Source organism: Nitrososphaerota archaeon, assembly GCA_027887005.1.
In the GTDB taxonomy this organism is placed as follows: domain Archaea; phylum Thermoproteota; class Nitrososphaeria; order Nitrososphaerales; family Gagatemarchaeaceae; genus UBA183.
In genome coordinates this window covers 49,127-70,112 of the sequence record JAPCJI010000007.1, presented here as the reverse complement: position 1 = coordinate 70,112, position 20,986 = coordinate 49,127, and the positions used below count along the sequence as shown (strand labels likewise).

Annotated in this window: 26 protein-coding genes and 1 tRNA gene; 25 read left to right on the top strand and 2 right to left on the bottom strand. The window is 59.8% G+C overall.

Annotation, left to right across the window (positions count from 1 at the left end):
* The 5 genes from OK438_06415 to OK438_06395 form a co-directional block, all read left to right on the top strand.
* Positions 1 to 262 (top strand): hypothetical protein (locus tag OK438_06415; protein MDA4125064.1); only part of this gene is annotated, 262 nt, incomplete at its 5' end.
* Positions 216 to 1,013 (top strand): serine/threonine protein kinase, encoded by a 798-nt coding sequence (locus tag OK438_06410; GenBank protein ID MDA4125063.1) that lies wholly within the window; start codon positions 216 to 218, stop codon positions 1,011 to 1,013. The genes OK438_06415 and OK438_06410, both read left to right, overlap by 47 nt.
* A gap of 160 nt (positions 1,014 to 1,173) precedes the next feature.
* A complete protein-coding gene (locus OK438_06405; protein MDA4125062.1) occupies positions 1,174 to 1,560 on the top strand; it encodes a VOC family protein in 387 nt (128 codons plus the stop codon).
* A gap of 95 nt (positions 1,561 to 1,655) precedes the next feature.
* A tRNA-Pro gene (locus tag OK438_06400) sits at positions 1,656 to 1,729 on the top strand.
* Between the two features lie 77 nt (positions 1,730 to 1,806).
* Positions 1,807 to 3,246, top strand: coding sequence for a hypothetical protein (locus tag OK438_06395; GenBank protein MDA4125061.1), 1,440 nt, complete (start codon positions 1,807 to 1,809; stop codon positions 3,244 to 3,246).
* Positions 3,247 to 3,261: 15 nt separating this feature from the next.
* Here the strand turns inward: OK438_06395 and OK438_06390 are convergent, their stop codons facing one another.
* A complete protein-coding gene (locus OK438_06390; protein ID MDA4125060.1) occupies positions 3,262 to 4,764 on the bottom strand; it encodes an aminobutyraldehyde dehydrogenase in 1,503 nt (500 codons plus the stop codon).
* 144 nt (positions 4,765 to 4,908) lie between these two features.
* Between OK438_06390 and OK438_06385 the strand changes: the two genes are divergently transcribed.
* The 4 genes from OK438_06385 (at position 4,909) to OK438_06370 (ending at position 8,960) form a co-directional block, all read left to right on the top strand.
* Positions 4,909 to 5,373 carry a hypothetical protein gene (locus tag OK438_06385; GenBank protein ID MDA4125059.1) on the top strand — a complete coding sequence of 155 codons (465 nt, stop codon included), beginning with the start codon at positions 4,909 to 4,911 and terminating at the stop codon, positions 5,371 to 5,373.
* 51 nt (positions 5,374 to 5,424) lie between these two features.
* Complete coding sequence (locus OK438_06380) at positions 5,425 to 6,198, top strand: hypothetical protein (protein MDA4125058.1); 774 nt, start codon at positions 5,425 to 5,427, stop codon at positions 6,196 to 6,198.
* A gap of 85 nt (positions 6,199 to 6,283) precedes the next feature.
* Complete coding sequence (locus OK438_06375; protein MDA4125057.1) at positions 6,284 to 7,927, top strand: hypothetical protein; 1,644 nt, start codon at positions 6,284 to 6,286, stop codon at positions 7,925 to 7,927.
* A gap of 61 nt (positions 7,928 to 7,988) precedes the next feature.
* Entirely contained in the window at positions 7,989 to 8,960 is a 972-nt protein-coding gene (locus OK438_06370; protein MDA4125056.1) for a metallophosphoesterase, read from the top strand.
* 29 nt (positions 8,961 to 8,989) lie between these two features.
* Here the strand turns inward: OK438_06370 and OK438_06365 are convergent, their stop codons facing one another.
* Positions 8,990 to 9,433, bottom strand: a complete 444-nt coding sequence (locus tag OK438_06365) for a CBS domain-containing protein (GenBank protein ID MDA4125055.1) — start codon at positions 9,431 to 9,433, stop codon at positions 8,990 to 8,992.
* A 40-nt stretch (positions 9,434 to 9,473) separates the two neighbouring features.
* On the opposite strand from OK438_06365, the gene OK438_06360 reads away from it, so the two are divergent.
* The 16 genes from OK438_06360 (at position 9,474) to OK438_06285 (ending at position 20,981) form a co-directional block, all read left to right on the top strand.
* Positions 9,474 to 9,731, top strand: coding sequence for a hypothetical protein (locus tag OK438_06360; protein MDA4125054.1), 258 nt, complete (start codon positions 9,474 to 9,476; stop codon positions 9,729 to 9,731).
* 64 nt (positions 9,732 to 9,795) lie between these two features.
* On the top strand, positions 9,796 to 11,097 hold the full coding sequence (locus tag OK438_06355; protein MDA4125053.1) for an aspartate aminotransferase family protein: 1,302 nt from the start codon (positions 9,796 to 9,798) through the stop codon (positions 11,095 to 11,097).
* A 172-nt stretch (positions 11,098 to 11,269) separates the two neighbouring features.
* Positions 11,270 to 11,755 (top strand): Fic family protein, encoded by a 486-nt coding sequence (locus OK438_06350; GenBank protein MDA4125052.1) that lies wholly within the window; start codon positions 11,270 to 11,272, stop codon positions 11,753 to 11,755.
* 181 nt (positions 11,756 to 11,936) lie between these two features.
* Complete coding sequence (locus OK438_06345) at positions 11,937 to 12,290, top strand: hydrogenase maturation nickel metallochaperone HypA (GenBank protein MDA4125051.1); 354 nt, start codon at positions 11,937 to 11,939, stop codon at positions 12,288 to 12,290.
* Between the two features lie 17 nt (positions 12,291 to 12,307).
* Positions 12,308 to 12,811: a hydrogenase maturation protease gene (locus OK438_06340; protein MDA4125050.1), complete on the top strand. Its 504-nt coding sequence runs from the start codon at positions 12,308 to 12,310 to the stop codon at positions 12,809 to 12,811.
* A complete protein-coding gene (locus OK438_06335) occupies positions 12,808 to 13,152 on the top strand; it encodes a hypothetical protein (GenBank protein MDA4125049.1) in 345 nt (114 codons plus the stop codon). The genes OK438_06340 and OK438_06335 overlap by 4 nt, the downstream gene beginning before the upstream one ends.
* Positions 13,139 to 13,606 (top strand): NADH-quinone oxidoreductase subunit B family protein, encoded by a 468-nt coding sequence (locus tag OK438_06330; protein MDA4125048.1) that lies wholly within the window; start codon positions 13,139 to 13,141, stop codon positions 13,604 to 13,606. Before OK438_06335 ends, OK438_06330 begins: the two co-directional genes overlap by 14 nt.
* Positions 13,596 to 14,054 (top strand): NADH-quinone oxidoreductase subunit C, encoded by a 459-nt coding sequence (locus OK438_06325; protein MDA4125047.1) that lies wholly within the window; start codon positions 13,596 to 13,598, stop codon positions 14,052 to 14,054. The genes OK438_06330 and OK438_06325 overlap by 11 nt, the downstream gene beginning before the upstream one ends.
* On the top strand, positions 14,047 to 15,285 hold the full coding sequence (locus OK438_06320; GenBank protein ID MDA4125046.1) for a nickel-dependent hydrogenase large subunit: 1,239 nt from the start codon (positions 14,047 to 14,049) through the stop codon (positions 15,283 to 15,285). The genes OK438_06325 and OK438_06320 overlap by 8 nt, the downstream gene beginning before the upstream one ends.
* Entirely contained in the window at positions 15,282 to 16,256 is a 975-nt protein-coding gene (locus tag OK438_06315) for an NADH-quinone oxidoreductase subunit H (GenBank protein MDA4125045.1), read from the top strand. Before OK438_06320 ends, OK438_06315 begins: the two co-directional genes overlap by 4 nt.
* Before the next feature lie 4 nt (positions 16,257 to 16,260).
* A complete protein-coding gene (locus OK438_06310; protein ID MDA4125044.1) occupies positions 16,261 to 16,653 on the top strand; it encodes a 4Fe-4S binding protein in 393 nt (130 codons plus the stop codon).
* Positions 16,646 to 17,128, top strand: coding sequence for a hypothetical protein (locus tag OK438_06305; GenBank protein MDA4125043.1), 483 nt, complete (start codon positions 16,646 to 16,648; stop codon positions 17,126 to 17,128). Before OK438_06310 ends, OK438_06305 begins: the two co-directional genes overlap by 8 nt.
* On the top strand, positions 17,129 to 17,437 hold the full coding sequence (locus tag OK438_06300) for an NADH-quinone oxidoreductase subunit K (GenBank protein MDA4125042.1): 309 nt from the start codon (positions 17,129 to 17,131) through the stop codon (positions 17,435 to 17,437).
* Positions 17,437 to 19,161, top strand: coding sequence for an NADH-quinone oxidoreductase subunit L (locus tag OK438_06295; protein MDA4125041.1), 1,725 nt, complete (start codon positions 17,437 to 17,439; stop codon positions 19,159 to 19,161). Before OK438_06300 ends, OK438_06295 begins: the two co-directional genes overlap by 1 nt.
* Positions 19,162 to 19,164: 3 nt before the next feature.
* Positions 19,165 to 20,613 carry a proton-conducting transporter membrane subunit gene (locus OK438_06290; GenBank protein MDA4125040.1) on the top strand — a complete coding sequence of 483 codons (1,449 nt, stop codon included), beginning with the start codon at positions 19,165 to 19,167 and terminating at the stop codon, positions 20,611 to 20,613.
* A 50-nt stretch (positions 20,614 to 20,663) separates the two neighbouring features.
* The gene (locus OK438_06285) at positions 20,664 to 20,981 is read left to right on the top strand and encodes a hypothetical protein (GenBank protein ID MDA4125039.1); all 318 of its coding nucleotides are present in this window, start codon (positions 20,664 to 20,666) and stop codon (positions 20,979 to 20,981) included.
* Positions 20,982 to 20,986 lie beyond the last annotated feature (5 nt).

Genomic DNA, 20,986 nt, shown 5'->3' with positions numbered 1-20,986 from the left:
GGATGCCAAGCTGGTGTGGGTGGACGACGAGGCGCGGGTCCGGCTACTCCGGCAGCGAGGATACGTGAAGTTCGACTCTCTCCTGAAAGACATCGCGACCGGAAAGACAGGGCCGGTCGGCGTCTCCGAAGAGCTGAGGCGAGGGATGAAGAGGAGCGCCGTGGTCCTAAGGGGTGCCCAGTTGGAACGGTCATCGAGCAGGTCAAAGTGGTTGGATGCAGGAATCAGAGAAATCGTTAGCGACGCAATCGGAATTCGCTAGTCTTGACCAGCTGACCAGGACGCCGTACATCCGAGTCCTCACCTACCCAAAGGTCTCTCTGAGAAGCGCCAGGTCGAGGATCAAACAGCTCGAGAAGCTAGGGGTGGACGGACTTGTCTTCGAAGGCCACGCAAAGATCGGGCGGCTCGGGATCCTTGGCCTCGGCACCGTAGGAGTGGTGGTCAAGGCAGTCAGCGGGGGCACCCCCCGGGCGCTCAAGGTCAGGCGGACTGACGCCAACAGACCCGACATGCAGAACGAGGTCAGGATAGCTGCCATGGCCAACCGACTTGGCATCGGACCCCAGGTCCACGCCCACTCCAAAGACTTCATTCTGATGAAGCTGCTCCGCTACCAGGGACTGAACGAATGGCTGAAGGGGCTGAGAGGGCCGGGGACAAGAAGTACCGCCAGGGAAACCGTCCATTCGATCCTCAACCAGTGTCGCACCCTCGACATCATGGGGGTCGACCATGGGCAGCTTAGCAACCTCCGAAAGCACGTCGTAATGGCAGAGGGAAAGCCCTGGATAATCGACTTCGAATCTGCGAGCACTTCGCGGAGGCCCAAGAACGTGACCACCGCGGCCCAGTACCTCTTCATCGGGGGAAAGCTTTCGCCCCTCATGAGGCGCACTCTGGGAATCAGGGACAGGGAGGCACTGATCCGACGCCTGTCGGATTACAAGTCAGATACCTCAGACTTCGCATACTCCAAGCTCCTTGAATCACTGAAACTCGTCACCCACTAGGTTAGCCTCCGCATTCCATTGACCGGTGGGGGCCGCATCTCAGGTCCCCCATGAGCTTGTCTCGGAATCGCAGCACTCACTTTCAGCTAACTCTCAGTAGTAATGACTGTATATCGGCAAAGCTTATTTGGGGAAAACCCACCAAAGCCACTCGAAAACCTTGAAAGGAAAGGTCAACCACTACGAACTGCCAGCAAAGGACGTGAAACGCGCCCAATCTTTCTACAAGGACGTGTTCGAATGGCAGATCAACGAAATGCCCCAGCTGAACTACACGCTTCTGGGAGGCGCCATGACTGACAAGGACGGCAGGGTCACTGAGGTCGGAGCCATCAACGGAGGAATGATGGAACGCAAGGAACCCTTCACGGCCCCAATCGTAACCATAACGGTTGAGGACATCGACTGGGCGCTCAAGGAGGTGGAGAAGCATGGAGGCAAGGCAATGGGGGCGAAACAAGAGATCCCCAGCATGGGTTGGTCGGCGTACTTCTGGGACCCTGAGGGAAACCTCATGGGCCTCTTCCAAAGTACAGGACAGATGTAGGCTTCTGTCCGGGAGGAGGAGGGCCCTATCCGGGGTCCTCCTCCGTCTGCTCTTACCAAGGTTTAAACCGAGTTCGATTTCGAGAAGACTTTGACGGGGCCGTCGTCTAGCTTGGTAGGATACTTGCTTGGGGTGCAAGTGGTCGTGGGTTCGAATCCCACCGGCCCCATGCCTCTCTCCGACTCCTGTTCTCAAGTTTGAGAACCGTGCCCTTCCGTAAATAGCCTCGGTCGGGCGCAAGTCGCCATGGCCAGGGTTCCCTATTCAGTTCAGCACACGCTTCCCCTGAAGACGCTGACTTGGAGTACCATCGGAATAACCGTGGTCCTGGCGGGACTCTACGTCCTGCTTGGCTTTCCGCCTTCCTTGGGTGCCTACTACCGCTCTATGTACTTCCACAGCATCGGAATAGGAATCGCCGCCCTCGCAGTCTATCTTGTGATTTCCGCGTTCGAGATCGAGAAGTACGAACCTAAGATCGACTTCCCACTGGCAGTCAGGGCATGGGTCGCCACCCTCTTCGGTGCGGTCGGCGGACTCATCTACCTCTTCCCTAGCCTCGACGCGGCCCTCCCCGATGTGGGCATTGGGATGTTCGTGGTCGCCTTCCTGCTCTTGGCGGACGTGGGAGGAGCCCTCTTCCTCGAACTAATGGTCCTTCCTCGAAAGAAGGAGGGCGTCTATGAGCCGGGCGGAGGATACTGGAGACGCATGTTCCCGTTCACGAGGGCCAAGCTTGGAGCCTACAAGCGGGCAGGGCTTGCCTACTGGTTCGCCATATCGACAGTGGGCTCCGCGTTCCTCGCGGGAATAATAGGATTCTTCTACCTCTGGGTTTCGATGTTCGGGCCTTCCTTCCTCTCGGGGTACCTGTCGTATCTAGGGCTCGATGGGGGTGGATTCCTGGCAGGGGCTCTGGCCCCGCACTCGCACGAAATGGCGACTGCCATACTGGCGGGGGTGGTCGCAATCGCCGTCCAGCAGTACGGAATCCTGGACACGCTGACTGGAATCAAGAAGGGGGTAGCAAAGACAGGCGTCTGGATCTCCATCGTGGGTGTCGTTGTGATGACGGTCGTCTATCTCGCCAGCGCCTTCGCCAACTACGCGCCACCAACGCTCTTCGCGGGTGGCCCCGGCGGAGTCAACGGGATGGCCGGGGACGACACGGCCATGAGCATCACGGGCCTCGGAGCCATGGTCATCGTGGTCCCCATGGCACTGGCGAAGATCGACGGCGTCAAGGCGTTCTGGAGGGACGGCCTCCGTGCCACTTTGCTCACGACCTGGGTGGCAGCAGTTCTCGTCAACATCATCAGCGGATTCTATCTGGAATTCCACGAGGACCTATTCCAAAATAGCCTCTTCGCGAACGACAGAGCCTACGCCCAAGTGCAGTCCCTGAGCGGTCTCTTTGTCCTTGGAGCTGCAGCCATGGTGCTCCTGACGGTGGACCACTACGGGGTGGGAGGCATGAGCAGGAGGCTCATAGGCTTCGCCATGCCCATCGGGTTGCTTCTGAGCGTCGCCGGGGGACTCGCCTGGGTCTTCATAGACGTAAGCAACACGGGCCTTTCATTCTGGACCTATGTCGGAGGGACCCTGCTAATCGGGGTCGCAGCCCTGGTCGCAGCGGGATCGCTCTACGCCAGGCGAGGTTCTACAACCATACAGCCGTCGGCCTAGCGCGGCGCACCGAGACTAGTTCTTGTCGCCGTACACCGTGTAGTGCCAAGACTTGCGGGCCTGGCCAGTCAGGTCTACGTACACGAACTTGATGACGGTGTAATCGTCGAACGAATAGGTAGAGAGGTCCTTGCCGAACCCGCTCTGCTTGAACCCCCCATGAGGCATCTCCGAAGGGAGTGGAAGGTGGTCGTTGATCCAGACGTCCCCGAACCTAAGGGCATTAGCAGTCTTCATCGCCCTGGTGATGTCTCTGGTCCACACCGAGGATGCCAAGCCATATTTGACTCCGTTCGCCTTCTCAACCGCCTCGTCCCACGTCTCGAAGGGCATGCACGTCAGGACAGGACCGAAGATTTCCTCCGTCGCAATCTTCATGTCCTGGCTGGCGTCGGCGAAAACGGTCGGTTCGAAGTAATTTCCCCTGCTGAAGGGGTCGGGGAGTGTCGGTCTGTGTCCACCAGTGAGGAGCTTCGCGCCCTGATCAACGCCTGAAGCGACGTAGCCTTGCACCTTTTCCATCTGGGTCTGGGAGACGAGGGGACCCATGTCTGTGTCCCACGAGAGGGGGTCGCCTAGCCTGAACTGCTTGGCCTTCCTTGTAACCGCGCTCAAGAAGTCCTTGTACACTTTCCCCTGGACGAAGAACCGGGTCGCTGCGGTGCAGTCCTGTCCCCCGTTCACATAACCGCCCACCACCGCCGCCTCCGACGCCGCATCCAGGTCGGCGTCCTCGAATACTATGAAGGGGGCCTTCCCTCCTAGTTCGAGCTGGACCTTCTTCACCGACTTCGAAGCCAGCTCCATTATCCGCCTTCCTGTCGAGGTGTCCCCCGTGAAGGCAACTGCATCGACGCCGGGGTGGCCAATCAGGGACTCTCCGATGGTTCCCCCCGGTCCTGTGACCACGTTGACTACTCCGTTGGGGACCCCTGCCTTCTCCGCTATCCGAGCGAGCGCCAACGTCGTGAGGGGCGTTAGGCTCGCCGGCTTGACCACTACGCTGTTCCCCACAGCGATGGCCGGTGCAACCTTCCAGACCGCCATCATCAACGGATAATTCCAGGGTGTGATGCAGGCGACAACTCCAATCGGTTCTCGTCGGACGAAGCCCGTCCCGAGGCCGTTGAACTCTGATGCTGCCTTGCCTTCCAAGCTCCTGCTCGCGCCCGCGAAGAACCTGATGTTGTCCGAACACGTGGGGATGTCGGAGTCTCTGGCTAGCTTGATGGTCTTCCCCTGGTTGCGGGATTCCATCGCGGCAACCTCGTCAGCCTGCTCGTCCAGCATGTCCGCCATTCTCAGGAGCACCCTCGCCCTTTCCCCTGGCGCCATCCGGGGCCAAGGGCCCCGGTCGAACGCCTCCCGGGCCGCGTCCACTGCCTTCGACACGTCCCCAGCACCTCCCTTGGTAACCTGCGCCAGCGGATCTCCTGTTGCCGGGCTGAGTATCTGGTAAGACTCGCCCGAGTCAGCCGGAACCCAGGCACCGTTGATGTACATCAGTTCCTGGGACATTGAGGCCATCCACGGCCCCGATTCCTCTTATAATTGTTGAGAGCTCTCTCCTGAAACACTTAATATTGGAAAACCCGTTCGGCACCCAGCCTGTCCTCCTCAAAGACAGTTCAGTACGAACGGTTCGAGGCCTATGGGTTCGGCGTGGAATACCCGTCTGACTGCGTCATCGAATTCAACCCAAAGTCAAGACACGAGGAGGGGGATATTGCTTTCAAGTCTCCCAGCGGGTACAAGGTCTTCCTTTCATGGGGGAACTTGAAGAAGGTGGAGAAGCTACACGGAGTGGAAGGTCATGCCGACTACAGCATACAGAGAATCAAGGGAAGCAGGGAAGCTAAGGTGAAGGATGTCAGGAGAGAAGCCGTCAAGATTCGCGGACATCCTGCATCCTTCAACGAAGTCAAACTCGAACTCATCAAACGAGGCATCTTTTTCAACAAGACTGCCACCCCCCAGGAGGTAAGGTCGCTCCACGTCCACTGCGACGTTTCTTCAAGATACTTCGTCTTATACGGACCGGCCGCTCCCGAGAAATCGTCCGATCAAAGAGAAGTCTTCGCAACCATGACGAGGACGTTGGGGTGCCACCCACCCGGCCCTACCTAGACGGGTGTACCCTCCCAAAGCTTAAGGAAAGTCTCGAATCACCACTCACGGTTGCAACCTGAAGGGCCGACTGGTTCCAGCGTTCTACAGGACGAAGCAGTCAGGATAGTCGACGCCGGAAAAGAGACCGGCGTCCCCTTGAGGATCCACGCTGCCGTGGCGATAGCCTACCACTGTCCTAGATACCGCCACATCATGGAAGCGATGGGGAGGCGGCTCGGGGACATCGACCTCGCATCCTACGACAAGTTCTCGTCCAGGATTCCCCCCCTCATCGACTCGCTGGGGTATCAGGAGGACGTTACCGTCTCCGCCTTCGGGGGGAGGAGGCTGGTCTTCAGGCGGCGAGGCGACGGGTTGCATTGCGACGTGTTCCTCGGCAAGCTGGAGATGAGCCACACCCTGAGCTTCGAGGGCCGGCTCGAAATCGACTACCCTACCCTCCCCCTTGCGGACCTGTTGCTTTCGAAGATGCAGATCTTCAGGCTGAACCAAAAGGACGTCGTCGATACCGTCGTACTCCTCCGAGAGCATGCCGTGGGAGGGGAGAAGCCAGAAACCGTGGACGCTCTATACGTTTCGAGGCTCTGTTCCCGGGACTGGGGCCTCTGGCGAACCGTCACGGGAAACCTTGCCAAGGTCTCAACCCTCCTCAAGGACTTCGCCTCCCTAGATGATTGGGACAAGGCCGACGTCAACGCTAAGATCGACGACCTGAAGCGGGCGCTGGAGGATTCACCAAAGAGTCTCTCTTGGAAGGTCAGGGCCAGGGTCGGAGAGTCGAGGAAATGGTACAACGACGTCGAGGACCTCTACAGGGGATGACCAACCTCGGATAGCACTCGCTTTTTGCATTTTTCCGAAGCAATTCAGGCTTAAATAACAACATCCACTACTCAACGGCGCTTACTTGGCCAAACAGGAGGATCTGGCAAAGTCTGCAGGCGTCACGGTTTTCAGGCGCTCGTCATCGGGTCTTACTAGGCAATTCGGCGCTCTCGACGTCCTAATCTACAACGTGGCCTGGTCGATGCTGCTGATCCCAGGCATCGCCTACCTCTACCTCCAGGGATACTTCGCCTTCCCCAACGGGGACCTTGCCCTCAGCATCCTGGTGATCGCAGTATGGGCCACCCCCATGTTCATCGCCTATTCGATGCTCGCCTCCTCGATGCCAAGGAGCGGAGGGGACTACGTCTGGCAGAGCAGGATTCTGCACGGCTCGATCGGATTTGTCACCATGATGATCATGGCGTTCAGCCTGTTCATCTGGATCGCGCTCAATGGCTGGTGGGTCACGTCGTTCAGCTCCTCTCCGATGCTTACGGCCCTGGGCGTCCAGTTGGGAAACCAGGGACTGATCAACGCGGGGACATGGCTGGGCACACCAACAGGAATCTTCGCGGGGACAGTCGCAGTCAACGTCGTCGTCTTTCTGATGTTCCTGCCCGGCATCACTCCGGGCCTGAAGGCCGGCAGGTATGGCTTCATCTTCGTCCTCATCTCGATGGCTGCCCTAACGGTGTACATGGCGGTGACGTCCCACGCGAGCTTCGTCTCATCCTATAACGGGCTGATGGGTCAGCTCGACCCCACCCACACGAACTACTACCAATACGTCATCAACGCATCTACGTCGGCCGGGTTCGTCAGCGGGAATGGCGGCAGTCTCCACGACATCATCGGGATGGGCACCCTCGTCTGGATCGTACTGGCGTGGCCGATGTGGGTCTTCCTGAACCTGGGCGAGGTCAAGGGAGCAGAGAGCCTCAAGCGGATGACGACCCTTACGCTGGGGTCGCTCTGGCTGGCGGCGATCTTCTGCATCATCTGGGCGGTCGAACTCGTCAACCTTGTAGGAAAGAACTTCCTGGGAGCGGCGGGGTATGCGGCCTTCAACGGTCTGATTTCATTTCCGATATACCCCTGGTACACGAACTTTGTTTCATCTCTTGGCGCAGTTCCAGCAATCCTTGTGGGCCTTGGGGTGCTCGCCATCGGAATCTGGGAGTGCTGGGTTAACTACGTCGGCGGTTCGAGGATAATGCTCGCCGCGAGCCTGGACAGGGTCTGGCCTGAATGGTTCGGTAGGATAGGCAGGCGCTTCAGACAGCTGGTCAACGTCGGGATAACCTACCTGGTCATGGGGATTATCGTCGGGTATCTCTACAACTTCGTAGGCCAAGCCTATTACTACACTTTGTACACTTCCCTTGCGGCAAGCTTCTTCCAATTCTTCACAATGCTGGCCGCGATACTGTTTCCGTACCGCAAGAGGATGAAGGCGGTCTGGGAGACCTCTCCGGCGAAGAGGTGGGTAATCGCCGGGGTTCCGGCCATAGTTCTCGGTGGCATCGCGGGCCTCGCACTTCAGGGGACTCTGATCTACTACGAGCTCACGGTCGCGAATCTGTTCATCAACTCGACGGCAAGTCTGTACATGATGGGCGTCCTCATCGTGGGCCTGGGGGCGTACTGGTTCGGGAACAAGTACTACCTGAGAGGAAAGGGGGTCGACGTCGAACTCGCTTTCAGGGAAGTTCCGCCGCTCTGACACGCTCAACTGGGAAGAGACCCTACCACCCACAATGCAGCATGGAACCGGATGAGTACTGATGGCACCTCAAGGAACCGCTCCTCGAAAGAGGCTCTTCTTCGCCACAGACGTCCATTCTTCCGAGCGGACTTTCAGCAAATTCCTCAGGGCCGCGGAGTACTATAAGGCCGACGCGCTCATTCTGGGAGGAGACCTCACCGGGAAATTCCTGGCCCCTTTCATAAGAGAATCAGACGGGTCGTACTTCACGGATTTCCAGGGCAACCCTGTCCATCTCAAAGACGACGCCGAGATGAAAGCAATGGAAGAGACGGTCAGGACAGCGGGATACTACGTCTACACGACCACCAGGTCGGAGTACGAAGAGCTGAAGAGCGACAAGGGCAAGGTCGACAAGATCTTCCTTGAGAAGATGCTCGAGGTGCTCGAACGATGGGTCGACCGCGCGGAGGAGGAGCTGGCCAAGAGCGGCATACCGCTCTTCATAACCGGCGGGAACGACGACCCCTTCGCAGTTGACGACTTCATGAGGTCGCACGGCACAGCCCACGTCAGCTACTGCGAAGGAGAGATTGCAGACGTACTCGGATACGAAATGGCTGCGTCTGGCTACTCGAACATGACCCCTTGGAACCTGCCCCGAGACCTTTCGGAGGAGGAGCTCGAAGTCGCGCTGGAGAAGATCGTATCCAAGGTGGCGAACTGCAGGAAAGCGATATTCACGATACACGTCCCTCCCTTCGACACCGGGATGGACCTGGCAATCTGGCTCAACAAGGACCTGAAGTACCAGCACTACGGCCAGCCAATCGAAGGCCCCATAGGCAGTCACGCCGTCTTCAACATCCTGGAAAAGTACCAGCCTCTACTGAGCCTCCACGGCCATGTGCACGAATCGAGGTGCTTCTACAAGCTGGGAAGGACCATGTGCTTCAACCCCGGAAGCGAATACACCGAAGGGACGCTCCGTGGGGTAATAATCAACCTGAAGGACGACAAGATGGAATCCTACCAGTTCACGTCCGGGTAGCCTAGAAACGAACGGTTCCCAGGTTTATCTCAGGGGTTCTGGGCGATCAGCTTGCTGATTTCCGCAGGGATGTTCGGTTCGTAGGCCACCATCACAACCCACCTGAAGAGGTCTCTCTCTGTCACAATTCCTACGAGCCTCTCATCCTTCATGACTGCCAAGCGCCTGATCTTCTTGCGCAGCATGATGGTGAAGGCCTCCCAAATCTCGGTTTTCGGGCCGACCGATACCAGCGGCCGAGAGGCGACCCGGCTGACCCTTCCTTCCAGGGCCCTGGCTCCATGCTCCGAGATCTGGTTGACGAAGTCCCTTTCCGTGATCATCCCGACTGGCTTTCCCCCCTCTAGGACGACGACCGAACCTATCCCATGTTTCACCATGAGCTTCAGCACTGAGGCGATTGGTGCGTCCTGGGTCACTGTCACCACCTTCTTCGACATGACGTATCCGACCTGGTCCTTATCGGAGGGCAAGTTGGTATTCCTTCGACGACGTGTTATTTTACGTTACCCAATGCCCTGTGGTTGGTCCTTCACTGTAGTGTCTTTGGTCTACGGTCTAGCCACCATAGGCGAGTACACCTACAACCAGACCTTCTACACCCTCGGTTGTCCGGGCCGCGGAGCGGTCGGGTGCGACTTCAACTGGTTCATCGGCCCCCTCGTCCTAGGGTTCCTCCTTGCGATCGGGTACTACTTCCTAGTGCGGTGGTACAGGTCCAAGGGCGGAATTCCCTACGACATGACGTTCAAGGAAATCCCCCCAGAATAGACAAAAGCTTCTCCAGCCGTTTTACTTTCAAGCTTAACTACCGCAGGGACTGCATCTCGTCGCTGTGAGACGCGAGTCTCTGGTAAACCTCGAAGAGTCGCATTCCATCGGCATCCCCGCCCAGGAGGACGTGGTTGTCGCCAGGGCTCGAGGGACCCATGTCTGGGACGTCTCAGGCAAACGATACACCGACCTCTTCTCGGGGATCGCGGTGGCCAACGTAGGCCACGCCCACCCCGAAGTCGTGAAGGCAATTTCAAAACAGGCCCGCCGATACATACACGTCTCCGGCACCTACCACAACGACATCTCCCCGCTCCTGGCAGCCGAGCTCTGCCGGATTGCACCCAGGGGCCTTGAGAGGTGTTTCTTCGCGAACAGCGGCGCCGAGGCGGTCGAGGGGAGCGTGAAGTTCGCCAAGAAGCTGGCCACAGTTAGAGGGAACAGCGGGATGGTCCTAATCGCCCTGCAGGGGTCCTTCCACGGGCGCCTCGGCCTTTCGCTCACCCTGACCGGCCAGCACAAGTACAAGGAGAAACTCGGCAATTTCGCAAGCTACCCTGGTGTCGTCCACGTGCCGCCGCCCTACCACTACAGATACGGCTCCGGCCTCTCTCCTGACGAGTTCGGGAGGCGAAGCGCGGACACCTTGTCCGAGATCCTCGATTCCTATCTGCCGGGAGACGTCTCCGCAATGATCATCGAACCCATCCTCGGCGAAGGCGGAATCATCGTTCCCCCAGACAACTACCTCCCCGCTGTGCTCCGCATATGCAAAGAGAGGGGCATCGCATTCATCGCCGACGAGGTCCAGACCGGGATAGGTCGCACCGGGAAGATGTTCGCGAGCGAACACTGGGGGTTGAAGCCCGACATCATGGCCCTAGCGAAGGGGCTAGGAGGGGGCCTCCCCCTGGCAGCGATTCTCGCTACCAGCGAAGTCTCCGGATCGATGGACCCTGGGGACCACTTCTCGACCTTCGGTGGCAACCCAGTCTGCTGCGCCGCGGGCCTGGCGGCCCTCGGAGTCATGAAGAGGGAGCGCCTCGTCCTGAACTCAGCCCGGAGAGGGTCTCAAATAATGAAGCTGCTGGGGGAGGTCGCCACGAAGCGGGTCCAGGTCGGGGAGGTTAGAGGGAAGGGGCTTATGATTGGGGTCGAGCTCGTCACCGACTCGAAGAAGACGCCAGCGAAGAAGCAGGCAGCGGCGGTCAAAGCGGAGATGATGAAACGCGGTTTTCTCATAGGCGTCGGCGGCATCCACAAGAACGTCCTCCGTGTTCAGCCCCCCCTGTTGATCACTGCAAACGAGATAGTGAGCGCCGCGGGCGCACTGGACGCGTCGATTGCCGCAGCCTTCCTTTGAGCGTGACCCCCGAATCGGATGCCGCCGAGAGGATCCGGGTTGATTCCTCGACGAGGTCAGAGACGGGAGGCTGCAACCAAACACCGACCTTCGTTTGCTCCTAAAGACTTTGCGGAACCCGACGCTTGGTTCCTCTCAATCGGTTAAATGCAAGAGGTTGGCGCGATTGCCCGTGGCGAAAAAACCCATCCATCACATGGACTTCCCAACCCTTGTCGAAGCAAACAAGGAAGTGGTCCTGCTCACTCGGGAGCCCCACGAGTACACCCAGGCAGACGGGGAGAAGCTCGAGGAGTTGCTCCAGGAGGTCGCCTCCCGGGCGGACAACCAGGATTTCGAGGAAGCTGTCCCGGAGAAGGCCTCCCTCCTTGTCTTCAAGATCGCGAGCGGCCAGCACTTCCACGCTGGGAACAAGAGGACCGCCCTGGTGGCGGGCCTTGTCTTCCTCAACAAGAACGGCTTTAAGATCAAGATTAACGATCCTGACTTCGTCTCCACGGTGGACAAAGTGGGAATGGCGGCTGCCAGCCTCGACGACCTCAACGCGGCCATGAGGAGGCTGATGACAAAATCAGCGGTCGAAAGGAAGGGCTGGGACAACGCGCTCAAGCAGACCGTCGAGGCCAACAAGAAATTCCTGACAGACCTGGGTTCCTGAAGAGACGATTCTCAACAGTAAGAAACGACCCGTCCTCTTAAACAGGGACGCAATTCGGCCAAAAACGAATGAATCATGAATGCTTCGACCATCTACTTCCCGACAGATGTGCGAGAGCTCCCGACCATTCATACCTCCATCTGCGACAGTCTAAATAACATCCGAGGCTTGGTTGCATTCATTGCACGAGTACGTCTTCGCAGACAAGATACTGCAGTCGGTGCTCGAGGAGACGAGGGGAAGGAAGAGGGGCCCACTGGTGATCAGAGTGGAGGTCGGCGAGATGCTGGGGCTAACCAGGGAGTCTCTGACGTCGGCGTTCGCGGTCCTCTCGAAGGGAACGAGGGTGGAAACGGCAAAGCTCCAGGTGCGCTTCACGAAGGGCTCGGTCGAATGCCCAAGGTGCGGATTCACGGGGAGGCTGAAACTAGAAAGGCACGAACACGGCATCGACCCGGCGTTCGCGTGCCCCGATTGCGGCTCCTCTCTGCGGGTGCAGGAAGGCTTGGAGGCGAAACTAATCGCGGTCGAGTAGGCGACCCAGCAGGAACCATGATGGGTAACGACGACGGCTGGCTCCTTCAACTCTCTGAAATGCTCGACGGGAGCAAGAAGGTCAACCTCGTGGGAATCGGCAACCCGATCAAGCAGGATGATGCCGTCGGTCTTCGAGTCGTCTCCGAGCTCCTGCGCATCCTGGGTCCTTCCCCAGGGCCAACAATTCAGATCCACCAGCCGTCGATGAGCCCCGAGCGGGTCCTCTCGGCCCTCGCATCGAAGGGCGAGAGAATCGTCATCTTCGACGCCGTGGAGGCAGGGAGGAAAGCGGGCGCAATAATCTGCGCTTCCCTCAACGACACGAAGTTCGGTTTCTTCGCTACGCACAACATCCCCCTCAGACTCATCCCGGGATTGGCGGAGAGAACTTCGGACACCTTCGTCGTCGGCATCCAGTCAGGGTTGGTGGACGTCGGAGAGAGCCTCTCGGATCCTGTCGAGTCCTCGAGCAAGAGGCTCATCGCCGCCGTAGCCGGGATTGCGAGGAAGGCAAAATGACCGACTTCACCGACGCCCTCCTAGGTCCCGTAATCATCGTAGTGGCTGACATCATCGTCTTCTTTATCGTCGGTCGACTCGGAAAGCGGTCCTCAGGGCAGGGTGCGAGGTACCAGCCCTTCTCCGGGGGGGAAGAGTCCATCCCTGCCAGGGGGCTCTACAAGTCCGACCTCTTCGTCTTCGCAGTGTTGTTCTTGGTAGTCGAAGCGTTCGTCCTGATCCTCGCCGGGTCGTTCACCGCAGTCTCGAGCTTCTACCCGCTTCTCTTCCTCGTAGGAGGCGGGAGCGTCCTGACGGTGACAGTCTGGTGGTTCATCTCGGTCGGAGGTGGCGAGTTTTAGGTCCGGCCTGACCCAGTGGGCGCGAAAGAGGTCCATCTGGGTCTTCCACGTCAACGCGGCCTCCTGCAACGGATGCGACATCGAGATACTTGCCTCGCTTACCCCGCGCTACGATGCCGAGAGGCTTGGCGTTGAGCTGGTCCCGAGCCCGAGGCACGCAGACGTCCTCCTGGTAACAGGGACCCTCAACCCCCTGATGAAAGACCGCCTCAAGACTGTCTACGACCAGATGCCCGAACCGAAGCACGTCGTGGCGATCGGCGCCTGCGCCCTGGGCGGAGGCGTCATGAAGGACTGCTACAACGTCGGAAATGGAATCGACTCCGCGGTTCCGGTGGACCTCTACATCCCCGGTTGCCCGCCCAGGCCTGAGGCGATAATCTACGGGATCATGAAGCTGGTCCTCGGTGGGCCAGCGGACGAAGTCGAAGGAGGTATCGAAATTGCCAGGTGACCCAATGGCGGCCATCGCCGCCAGACTCGGCGGGAAGATCGTCGAGGAGCGGAGGACCACGACGATCAACGTCAGTCCGGAAAGGGTCAGGGAGGCGTGCCTGGCTGTCTCGTCCGTACCCGGCCTCTACCACCTCAGCACCATCACAGGCATAGACGAGGGGGAAACGATAGCGCTGCTGTATCAATTCTGGCAGGGAAGGAAGTTCGCGGTGGTTCGGACCTCCGTGCCGAAGACCCAGGCGAAGCTGGCGTCCGTCTCGAGCGACCTACCGTCTGCCGTATTGTACGAAGCTGAGATCCAGGACCTGCTAGGCGTCGCCTTCGAGGGGAACCCCTACCTCGGCAAGAGGCTGTTGCTCCCGGACAACTATCCTGCTGACGCCCCTCCCCCGCTGCGGAGGGAAGCCAACCCAGAGAAGATCAGGAGGATGATGGGGCTTGAGTGAAGGGAATCCACCCGCGCAGCGCAAGGAGACGAGCGCGGGGCTCATGGAGTACTCTCCAGAGAGCATGATGCCCTTCGGCCCTGTCCACCCTTCGCTGAAGGAGCCTGAATACTTCAAGCTCATCCTCGAGGGCGAAAGGATTGTCGGTGTCATCCCTAGGATCGGCTACGTCCATCGGGGGATCGAGCGAGCAGCCCAGGAGAGGACCTGGGTGAAAAACATCTACCTCTTCGAGCGGATCTGCGGCATCTGCAGCTTCGCCCACAGCCTCGGCTACACCCAGGGGGTAGAAGCTCTTACTCAATTCGAGGTCCCGAAACGGGCAAAGTACATCAGAGTGATTGTCGCCGAGCTCGAGCGGATCCACTCGCATCTACTCTGGCTCGGGCTCGTCGGGCACTGGGCGGGGATAGACACCCTGTTCATGTGGGTCTGGAAGGACCGCGAGCACGTCCTCGACCTGACCGAGGCGATCACCGGCAACAGGGTCCACAAGTCGTACTCCACCTTCGGGGGAGTCCGGATGGACCTCCCGGATGGTATTGCAGACAAACTTCGGACGGAACTACGTTACATCGAGCGGAGGGTCGACTACTACACTGAGCTGGTCCAGACGGAGGAGACCCTTGCCGTGAGGACCAGGGGAGTGGGCAAGATCACCCAGGACGCCGCCAGGAGGCTTTCCCCAGTGGGACCCCTCCTCCGGTGCACCGGCATTTCGCGAGACGTGAGGGTCGAAGACCCCTACGCAGCCTACGACGAGGTCGTGCCCAGGGTGCAGACGGACAGCGCGGGCGACATCGCTTCGCTCCTGACGCTCCGGCTCCGCGAAGTCAGGGAGTCCTGCCGCCTTGTAATGGAGGCGATGGAGAAGCTCCCCTCCGGTCCCTTCAAGGTGAGCATCCCGAGAGCGGTCCCTCGGGGGGAATCCACCCTCCACGTCGAAGCGCCCAGAGGTGAGCTCTTCTACTTCGTGAGGTCCGGAGGTGGAAGCGGTCCGGAGCGGGTGAAGATCAGGACTCCCACCATGGCCAACCTCCTCACCGCCACTGAGATGCTGAAGGGCCAGACCCTCGCCGACGTGCCCGTTGTCCTCACCGGCATGGACCCGTGCTTCGGCTGCATGGACAGGGTCTCGGTCCTGGACGTGGGCAAGGGGAAGGAATGGTCTGTCGGGGGGGAGGAGCTGCGAAACTACGGCATCGAATATTACAGGAGGATGAAGGGTTGAACCCCCTACAGGTCGTCCAGCTACTCCTGTTCCCGGGCCTGACTTTCTTCGTCTGGCTCGCGTTCCTGTTCGAATGGCTGGAGAGGAAGACGGTCGCCCGCATGCAGGGGAGAGTGGGTCCCCTGGTCGCAGGCCCCTTCGGCATCTTCCAGCCTGTGGCAGATTTTTTCAAACTGGCTGCCAAGGAGGAGATAATCCCAGCCGAGGCGGACGAGTTCGTCCTTCGCTGGGGTCCTTCAATCTACTTTGCAGCCCCGGCGATAGGCATCGTATTCGTCCCCGTTCTTGGATACCAGGCGGTCCTCTACCACCCCCTCGACCTGCTCTTCATCCTCTTCGTCCTTTCCCTCTCGACCCTGATGGCCACCATGCTGGGCTACGCCTCGGCGGGCAGGTACTCCACCATCGCCATAGGGCGGCTCGTGGTCCAGTACACGAGCTACGAAGTCCCGCTCATACTTTCGATGATCACCCCTGCGATACTGGCCCGGAGCCTTTCGATCCAGGGGATAGCCAGCGCCCAGGCCTCGCTGTGGTATGTCTTCCTCGCTCCCGTGGCCTTCGGCGTCTTCATCCTTTCCTCCCTGGCCGAACTCGAGAAGCCCCCCTTCGACATCCCTAGTGCAAAGACAGAGATAGTCGGAGGGTGGATGACGGAGTTCTCCGGCAACACCCTGGCCTACGTGAAGCTCACCAAGAGCCTCAGCTACGTCTTCCTCTCGGCCCTGGCCGTTAGCCTCTTCCTGGGCGGTCCCGGGGGGCCCGTGCTCAGCGCAGACCCGACCGTCCAGTCCTTCTGGTACACAGTGTACTTCCTCGCGAAGCTCTTCGCAGTAGGTTTCCTGATATTCGCGATAAGGACGGCCCTGGCCCGGATTAGAATAGACCAGGCGGCCCGGGTATTCTGGACCATCTTGACTCCCCTGGCCCTTGCCCAGCTCGCCCTGGCGATCCTGGTCTCGTTCAGGTGACCCAATGTCAAGAATGAAAGTGGGGAAGGCCCTCGGCGAAATGTTCCGCACGGCCCTCGAGAAGCCTGTCACCGAAGAGTATCCCTTCGGGGACAAGGTGGTCACGCAGAGATTCCGGGGAAAGCTGGACATCGACCCGGTCAAGTGCACTGGATGCAGCATCTGCGAAATCGTCTGCCCCGCTCAGGTAATCACCATGGTCCCCGTGGGGAAGAAGAAAATCGGCGAGAGGGAAGTGGACATCAGGCGGCCGTCCTTCGACCTATACACCTGCATTTCATGCGGCCAGTGCGTGGACGACTGCAGGTTCGGGGCCCTATCCCTCACCCACAACTTCGAGCTCTCCGTCTTCAAGAAAGAGTCGCTGGTCATGAAGAAGGCGCTGACCCTTGGCTAGCGTGCTGCTCTCCCTGGCCATATCCGCGGTCCTAGTGGGCACAGTGCTCGTGGCCCTCTTCTCGAAGAAGGTGTCGGTCTCCCTCATCGGGCTCTTCTACGCGTCAATCACCCTCGGAGTGGCGTTCACCGTCTACGGGGACGCATTGGTAGGGCTGGTCCAGATCGCGACCTTCGCCGGCGCTGTCTCTGTGCTCCTGCTTACCGTGATTCTCATGACCGGGGAGTCGAAGCTGAACCTCGGGGCCCGGAAGACCGCAGTCGCGCTGTCGGCCGGGGTCCTGGTCCTCGCTGCAGTCGCCCTCCTCGCCGTCACATCGACCCTCGCCTCCAACCTCGCCCAGGAGTATCAGGACGTGTCCCTGCAGATGTTCGGCTTCCTCTGGGATTTCAGACCCTGGGACCTGTTGATAGTAATTACGGTCTTCACAGCCGCGATGGTGACAGTGGTGAACCTCTTCTCGGGGGAGAACTAGATGCTCACCGACCAGACAGTCTACCTTGTCACCGGGATGCTCCTCGTCCTTCTGGGCATCGCGTCAATCTCGTCTTCGAAGAACCTGATCAAGACGGTCATGTCGTTCCAGGTCGTCCTCCTTGGAGCTGACCTGGCCCTCTTCGCTTCCGGTCTTGGCAGCGGACCGCGTCTCACGTCGGACACCTTCGTCTTTCTTTCGATATTCGTAGGCGCAGCGGCGGAAGCCGTCGGACTTGCAATCGTCGTGACAGTCTACCGCAAGTACGGGACCCTCGACCCGTCCGGAATCAGGAAGCTGCGTCACTGATGCTCGTCGCCTGGCTCGTCTGGCTCGTCCCCCTCGCGGGGGCTTTGCTCGTCCCCATCTCCAACCTGATCGACCGGAGGGCTTGCAGATGGGTCGCTATGGCCGTGAGCGGGGTCGCTGCCTCGCTCGGCCTCTACCAGGCCATCTCCTTCTCCCAGCCCTACGTGGAGGGACTGGGAGGGTGGTCGGTCTACCGTGGCGTCCTCGCCGAGGTAAAGGTGGATGGCCTCTCGGTGCTCCTGACAGCGTTCGTCTCCCTCATCTCCTTCACCATAGTCGTCTACGCCGCAGGGAACATGAGGAAGGAGGCAGGCCAAGCTCGGTTCTACTCCCTAATCCTCGTCTTCGTCGGGGCGATGCTGGCCCTAGTGATGGCCGGAAGCCTCATCCAACTCTACATCTTCTGGGAGGTCGTCGGCATCTGTTCAGCCCTGCTTATCGCCTTCTGGACCGACAGGGAATCCGCGCGCAGGGCCGGGTTCAAGGCCTTCCTTGTAACCCGCATAGGTGACATCTCCCTCCTCATTGCAGTCATTCTGATCCTCACCAGCCTCGGGACCACCGACCTCGACCACGTCAACGCAGCGGTCCAAACAGGTTCGTTGAACTGGGAGCTGGTGGGCCTGCTCTTCCTGATCGGCGCCATGGGAAAGTCGGCTCAGGTGCCGCTCCATGTCTGGCTCCCTGACGCCATGGAGGGGCCCACTCCCGTCAGTGCGCTAATCCATGCCGCGACGATGGTGAACGCCGGGGTCTACCTCCTCGTTAGGATGTCCCCTGTGATAGCCTACTCGTCGCTGGTTTCCTCGTCCGTCCTGGTCGTCGGCCTGACCAGCCTCCTAGTCGGTGCCGCCTGCGCCTCTGCGGCCGAGGACCTGAAGCGGGTGCTTGCCTACTCGACCATCAGCCAGCTGGGGCTAATGTTCGCTGCCATCGGCCTAGGGGCCTGGTCTGGCGCGACCTACCATCTGATAAGCCAAGGTTTGTTCAAAGCGCTGGCATTCATGGCCGCCGGCTCGGTCATCGAGGCGGTCGGCTCGCGCAACATCTCGGATATGGGAGGGCTCGCTCGCAGCATGAAGTACACCTACCTAGCATTCCTCTTCTCGACCCTCGCCATGGCTGGATTGCCTCCTCTGATTGGGTTCTGGACCAAGGACGAGATACTTGGCGCGGCGACTTCAGGTGGGGTCCTTCCGGGGCTGGTAATGGTCATAGGCTTCGCACTCACTTCATTCTACGGCTTCCGTGTGCTCTTCAGGGTCTTCCACGGTCCCTTCCGCCCCAGCAGCGCCTCCGAATCTGGATGGCTGATGCTGCTCCCCATGATGTTCCTGGTCGCATTGGTCGCCTTCGGCTGGCTCGGTCTGGGCTATCAGAGTCTCCTGCTGCCCCCTCTCAGCGAGGCCCTCTCAGCCCTCACATCTGCAGCCTCGCTAGGCGCAATGCTCCTGGGGCTGGGTGTCTCCTATGCGGCCTTCCTCGTAAGGCCCGCGTGGACCGAGGCCCTATTGAGGAGGTCGCTCCCCCTCAGCCGCACCAAGGCTTTCCTCCTGGAAGGTCTTGGGTTCGACAGGCTCTACTCTTACCTGACCACCTCTGGCATCAGGCTTCTGACACGCTTCGCCACAGCAATCCAGACCGGCGACCTCAGGTACAACGTCGCCCTCCTTTTCTCAATCATAATCCTACTGCTGCTTCTGGCCGCATCGGGAGTGCTCTAGTCCATGCCCTGGCTCGCAACGATGCTCGAGCTCCAGTTCGCGGGAGCGATCTCCGCCCTCGTGGTCGACCTTGCAAAGCGGAGGCTCGGGAGGCATAGGCCGCGGGTGGTCGGTGGCGTGGCCGCGGTCTTCCTCTCGGCAACCCTCTTCGAGCTCCTTGCTAACTGGGCCGACCTCCTCAGTCACGGCCCGGTCATCATCCAGCCGCTCCAGTCCATCTTCGCCAGCGTCTACTCCGTCGACAAGCTCGGGAATCTGGTCATCCTCACCGTCCTCATCGCCGCCTTGGCCGTGGCCGTGTACGCCGCCCTCACCCTGAGAGCCAAGGAGAACGTCGGTCCCTTCTACGCTCTCCTGATGCTCCTCGTCAGCTGCTCCATTGGGGTCATCTCTTCGGGAGACTTCCTCACCCTGTTCCTGTTCTGGGAAGGACTCAGCATCGCTGCCTACGGCCTAGTGTCCTTCGAGAGGCGTGACGTCTCTCTGGAGGCGGCGATGAAGTACTTCTTCCTGTCCGGGTCCGGGAGCCTCGTCTATCTGCTGGGCGTCGCCCTGATCTACACTCAGTTGGGGAGCATAAGGCTGGCAGACCTCGCACTCCTTCTCGGCTCCAATCCTTCCTACGGGATCACCGCGCTCCTGCTTGTCCTCGTGGGCCTTGGAGTCGAGGTCGCGATCTTCCCGGTGCACACCTGGCTTCCGGACGCCTACGGCTCCGCCCCGGCGCTGACCGGCGCCCTTCACGGCAGGGTGGTCAACGAAACCCTCCTCTTCGCCATGCTGAAGGTGATCCAGCCATTGGTTCCGTCAGGAGGGTCCGCCCTGATCCAGGGTGTTCAGGTGACCCTGCTGGTCCTGGCTGTGCTCACGATGCTTGTCGGGAACCTCGGGGCCTATGCCCAGACCAACCTCAGGCGAATGCTCGCCTTCAGCTCCATCGCCCAGATGGGCTACATGCTCGCCGCCCTCTCGACCTTCACCCCCCTCGGCCTGATAGCGGTGACCTTCCTGATCTGGAACCACGGACTGGTGAAGTCCGCCTTCTTCATGCTCACAGGGGTGGGAGGCAGGAGGGTCTCCGAGGATGCTGACCTGGAGAAGCTGAATGGGGCAGGGAGGCAGAACAGGTCCCTGGGGATGCTCTACACCGCGTCGTCCTTGGCTATGGTCGGGTCTCCCCCCTTCGGCATGTTTTGGAGTGAGATTCTCCTAGTCCAGTCGCTCCTGCTTGTCTCCTCCCCGCTCTTCTTTTGGGGTGCGGTTGCAGTGCTAGCGAACATCGCCCTTTCAATCGGCTACTACTACAGGGTGATCAACACGGTCGTCTTCGGCCCGTCTGGGGGAGAACGCTCCCCAGGACCGTCCGCGGACATGGCCCCCTCCTCCTTCCTCATCGGACTCAGCCTTGTGAGCGGACTCGTCCCTGCGTTGATATTGGGTCTCCTAGCCTGATTCGGGACTAGCTTAATAGACACCCGAGGCGCTGAGTCTCGGTTCACGCTATGAAGACCGAACGGCTCATTTCGGAAGTGAACACGCCCGAGGACGCGAGGAAGGTGGAGGAGAGCATCAAGACGGGCTACCTCGAGACCACCATCGATTCACTTCTTCAGTGGATTGGCGTGGAGGAGGACCTGGTTAGCAGCTATGAGGCGTTGGCGCACAGATCAGGCTTCGAGTCTTCGCGTGCAGTCTTCAAGCAGCTGCAGGAAGAGTCGAAGAAGAACATCGCGCTCCTTTCGAGCCTGCAGCGCTCGTTCGAGGAACTAGACAGGGCACGCGTTCAAAGGCTCAAGCTACTTTCGAGCATCGAACCCTGACCACC